Below are 978 nucleotides of genomic sequence, written 5' to 3' on the forward strand. Positions count from 1 at the left end.
TTTGAGTTCCCGGTAGTCGTTCTCGATGCGCCAGCGCATCTTGGCCCAGCGCACCAGATCGGGGACGGGAGTGGTGGCGGGCAGGTTGGTCATCCAGTAGCCGGTGGGCTCTGTCGCCGTGTGGGGCTGTTCGACCAGCAGAGTCCGCAGGGGTAGCACGCCGTCCCAGCGGCTGTGTCCGCCGGCGTGTTCCTGGGCGGCTCGCGTGGCTTCCTTGCCCGAGGGCCGCACCTCAAGCACCGCAAACCGCGAGGTCATCGATCCCTTGCTGCCTTCTCGCCAGGTGACGTCCTCGAAGCGGGTGTCCGCATCGATCAAGCGGGGCAAAGGGTGGGCCGGCTCGCGGTAGCGGGGCAGCGTGGGCGGGCCCAGGCCCTGGTAGGGCGGCAGATACGGCTCAGCACCGACCGGGCGGGCGATCTCCTTCGGGTCGACGGCCACGACGTAGGACCAGCCGCGTTCTTCCAGGGCCAGACGGAAGGAGACGCTGCGGCCGTAGCCGCAGTCGGCCACGATCACCGGCACCGACCCCAGCCAGCCGGCCAGCTTCTCCAGCAGTCCCAGGGCCAGGTGGGACTTGGTCACATGTCCCACCTCATCGGGCACTCCCGCGGCCCGACGCCGCTGGGCGTCGTGCGCCCATTCCTCGGGCAGGAACAGTTCCCACTCCAAAGGACAGGAGGCAGTGTCGGTAGCCGCGTGCACGCTGACAGCGACCTGGCAGTTGGCCCGTTTTCCCACCGCTCCGCAATATTGCCGGGCCACCCCGACCGACGCCCGCCCGCACTTGGGGAACGACACATCGTCGACCACCCACACCTCGGGCCGAACCGCCTTGACCAGGCGCTCGGCGATCCGCCGCCGCACCGGCGTCCACGGCCACGGCGACTGGTTGACGAACTGCTGCAAGGCCTGCATGTTCCCGTCCGGCAGCCGCTGGGCCATCGGCTGGATCGACTTGCGCCGGCCATCCAGCAT

General features: G+C 69.3%; 1 protein-coding gene. It reads right to left on the bottom strand.

Annotated elements, in window-relative coordinates; genetic code table 11:
* Positions 1-978: IS701 family transposase (locus tag KCH48_RS41850; protein WP_210582882.1), on the bottom strand; the 978-nt coding region annotated here is incomplete at both ends.

The organism is Streptomyces sp. GESEQ-4, from assembly GCF_017948455.1.
Classification (GTDB): domain Bacteria; phylum Actinomycetota; class Actinomycetes; order Streptomycetales; family Streptomycetaceae; genus Streptomyces.